The 3,494-nt window shown below is 32.6% G+C and carries 5 protein-coding genes; all 5 read left to right on the plus strand.

Going from position 1 to position 3,494, the window contains the following annotated elements; all coding sequences use genetic code 11:
- Window positions 1-634 (plus strand): hypothetical protein (locus PHC28_RS17080; RefSeq protein ID WP_300103410.1); only part of this gene is annotated, 634 nt, incomplete at its 5' end.
- A gap of 41 nt (window positions 635-675) precedes the next feature.
- Window positions 676-1,323, plus strand: a complete 648-nt coding sequence (locus tag PHC28_RS17085) for a 4'-phosphopantetheinyl transferase superfamily protein (protein ID WP_300103412.1) — start codon at window positions 676-678, stop codon at window positions 1,321-1,323.
- A 116-nt stretch (window positions 1,324-1,439) separates the two neighbouring features.
- Complete coding sequence (locus PHC28_RS17090) at window positions 1,440-2,156, plus strand: geranylgeranylglyceryl/heptaprenylglyceryl phosphate synthase (protein WP_300103414.1); 717 nt, start codon at window positions 1,440-1,442, stop codon at window positions 2,154-2,156.
- Between the two features lie 4 nt (window positions 2,157-2,160).
- Complete coding sequence (gene pnuC / locus PHC28_RS17095) at window positions 2,161-2,793, plus strand: nicotinamide riboside transporter PnuC (protein WP_300103416.1); 633 nt, start codon at window positions 2,161-2,163, stop codon at window positions 2,791-2,793.
- Window positions 2,745-3,494: ATP-binding protein (locus PHC28_RS17100; protein WP_300103418.1), on the plus strand; the 750-nt coding region annotated here is incomplete at its 3' end. The genes pnuC and PHC28_RS17100, both read left to right, overlap by 49 nt.

Genomic DNA, 3,494 nt, shown 5'->3' on the forward strand with positions numbered 1-3,494 from the left:
GATAGAACCCAAAAAATTAATTGATTTAATAAATAAAGATTGTAAAAATTTATTTTATAATCATTTCGCTTTAAAATCCATTCCTGGACATCACCATATTGAAAGATATAGGATTAACGGAGATTTCAACGCATTAAACAGGTATGAATTGCCTTTTGAAACAGTTAAAGTACTAAACTGGTTTGATGATTTTTGGCTTTTTTTAGAGATAAAATTTATATTCATAAACAAAAAAAACGGTAATAAAGTATTTATACAAATAGACACTTATATTTCTTTGTCTGTTTTTAAAGGAGAGGATTCAGACGATAAGAAATATCAATTATTTAGAGCAGAATGGGATGATTACAACAATTACGAGGAAAAACATTCTCAACCTCATTGGCATTTTACTTCTAATCTTTCTATTGAAAACACGTTTATAGAATATTCAAATAAATTTGAAGATAATGGCTTTATTTCTTTACTTAAGGATGAAAAACAAAAATTATTTGATGTAGATAAAATACATTTTGCAATGAATGGAAATTGGCAAAATGACGAAAGTCATATACATAAAATTGATGATGAAGAAAAAATTGTCAAATGGCTTCAAGGAGTTCTAAAGCATATTAGAACTGAACTTGAACAATAACAACTTCCGTTAGAAATCTGGTTGAAGTTTTAAAATCTACTATGCCATTATTTAAAACCATAAATTTCTCCCGAAGTGTCGGAACCACAACACAAATCCTCATTTGGAAAATAACCGAATCCCTAGAGGAATTATTGGGCAATGTAATTCTGAAAGAAAAAACCCAGCTTCGTTTAAACCGAATGAAGTCTGAAATCCATCAACGTGCTTTTTTGAGCGTGCGAATGTTATTGCAAGAAGCCGGTTTCAATGATTTCGATTTGCATTATGACGAATTCGGAAAACCTTATTTACACGATGGAAAACACATTTCAATAACGCATTCTCATCATTTTTCAGCCATTATCATAAGTGATGAACCCGTTGGAATCGACATCGAACTTCAGCGAGAGAAAATCATTCGCATTGCTGATAAGTTTGTAAATAAAAAAGAATTACATCGATTAAAAAGTTTTGATACTCAAGATTACATCCGTAAACTCACCGTAAAATGGGGTGTAAAAGAAGCCATTTTCAAAATCCGAAATGAACCAGGAATTAGTTTCAAAGACCATATTCAAGTTAATTTATTTGAAATCGAAGACAAAAAAACAACTGCATTTCTTGAAATGGAAAAGATAAAACAACAATTCCCCATTTACTTTGAAGAGTTTGAAGGGTTCACTTTGGTTTATGCCTTTGAGAATTAAAAAAGATAACCGCAGATTTGCCGATTTTATCAAAAATAGAAGAAAAAAATCTGCGAATCTGCGGTAAAAAAAATTCGTAAAAATCTGTAAAATCCGTTTAATCTGTGGCTAAAAAAATGACAAACATTTACAACAACATTCTAAAATCAAAAACAGAAAACGAGAAATTGCTAGCCATCCTACTCGATCCTGATAAAATCGATTTGGATAATGCAGACATTCTAATCGAAAAAATAAACCAATCGCCTGCAACCCACATTTTCATTGGCGGAAGCCTTGTCGAAACAAATATTTTAGACGAATTAATTTCAAAAATTAAAGAAGAATGTAATTTGCCCATTGTCCTTTTCCCCGGAAATCCTTCGCAAATTTCAGACAAAGCCGATGCCATTTTGTTCCTGTCTTTAATATCGGGCAGAAATCCAGATTATTTAATCGAACACCAAGTAAATGCGGTTCCAATTTTGCAACAAACCAATCTCGAAGTCATTTCCACAGGATATATTTTAATAGAAAGCGGAACCGAAACCGCTGTGGAACGTGTTACTAAAACTAAACCTTTAGACAGAAATAATCCAGAATACATCTTACAAACCGCTCAAGCAGGCGAAATGTTGGGTAACAAACTCATTTATCTCGAAGCGGGAAGTGGCGCCAAACAAGCCGTTCCAATAGAAATGATTAAAAAAGTTTCTCAAAATATCGAAATTCCGTTAATTGTTGGAGGAGGAATTATAGATTTGCAGGGAATTCAAAAAGCCTACGATTCTGGCGCCGATTTGGTTGTCATTGGAACTGCTTTTGAAAAGGATGTTGATTTTTTCAATAAATAAAAATATGATAGAATTTTTTCTCAACGCATATAAAGACGCTTCAACAATCCAAATTGTATTAGAATTTGTCGCCTTTGTATTTGGAATTTTGAGCGTTTGGTTTGCCAAAAAAGAAAATATTTTGGTGTATCCAACAGGCTTGATTGCCACGATAATCACAACCTATTTGCTTTACATTGCGGGTTATCTTGGCGATATGATGATTAATGGATATTTTACTATAATGAGTATTTATGGTTGGTACAACTGGGCGAGGAAAGGAAACGAAACGGACAATCTTCTAATAACGAGAACAAATAATCGAGAAAAAATAATAGGAATCGCATTGTTTTTCGTCACCGTTTTTGTAGTTTTCGGGATATATAATTTTTTCGATTATGAAATAAAGAAAGACAATTATATTGATATTTTTGCTTCGGGAATATTTTTTACAGGAATGTGGTATATGGCCAAGAAAAAAATTGAAAACTGGACGCTTTGGATTTTGGGCGATTTAATTGTCACCCCATTATATGCTTATCGCGGACTAGGAATGTTATCTTTGCAGTATCTAATTTTTACAATTTTAGCTATTTCAGCTTATTTAGAATGGAAGAAAATCTTAAACAACTCCCAAAATCTGGAAGTTCAGAAATAATAAAAATAGCTCTTTTTGGGCCGGAATCTACTGGAAAAACCACATTGGCAATACAACTCGCCGAACATTTTAAAACGGCTTGGGTTCCTGAATTTGCACGCGATTATCTTCAAGAAAAATGGGACAAAACCAAGCAAATTTGTGATGTTGACGATATGATTCCCATTGCTTATGGTCAAACCAAGTTAGAAAACGAAAATCTTTCTAAGGCAAATAAATTTCTTTTTTGCGACACTAATTTATTGGTGACTAAAGTATTTTCGGAAATATATTACAATTTTTGCGAACCAGAATTGGACAAAGCTGCTCGTGAACACGAATACGATTTGTTCTTTCTAACTGACATTGATGTTCCCTGGAAAAAAGATGATTTAAGAGACAAACCCGAAGGCAGAGATGCCGTTTTTGCGGTTTTTAAACAGACGTTAATCGATAATAACAAACCCTTTATCACGCTTTCTGGAGATAAAGATTTACGTTTAAATAAAGCAATCTCCATTGTAAATGATTTGGAAAAAGCTAAAAAAATGAAATTTTCTTCACTTGATTTTGTGCAGATTTACGAACACGGAACTCCATTGGAAAACATCCAAAATCAGTTGCAGATTTTCAAAAAAGGAATATTGAAGACTGTATTGACAGAACCAGCAACGATATCTAACGGGATTTTAAAACTATCTGATAATGATTTTCACCTAAAA

This window comes from Flavobacterium sp. (genome assembly GCF_028712645.1).
GTDB lineage: Bacteria > Bacteroidota > Bacteroidia > Flavobacteriales > Flavobacteriaceae > Flavobacterium.

Bases quoted from the DNA above. Each gene is read 5' to 3' on its own strand.
- PHC28_RS17085 (WP_300103412.1), top strand. From the start codon at position 676: ATGCCATTATTTAAAACCATAAATTTCTCCCGAAGTGTCGGAACCACA.
- PHC28_RS17090 (WP_300103414.1), top strand. From the start codon at position 1,440: ATGACAAACATTTACAACAACATTCTAAAATCAAAAACAGAAAACGAG.
- pnuC (WP_300103416.1), top strand. From the start codon at position 2,161: ATGATAGAATTTTTTCTCAACGCATATAAAGACGCTTCAACAATCCAA.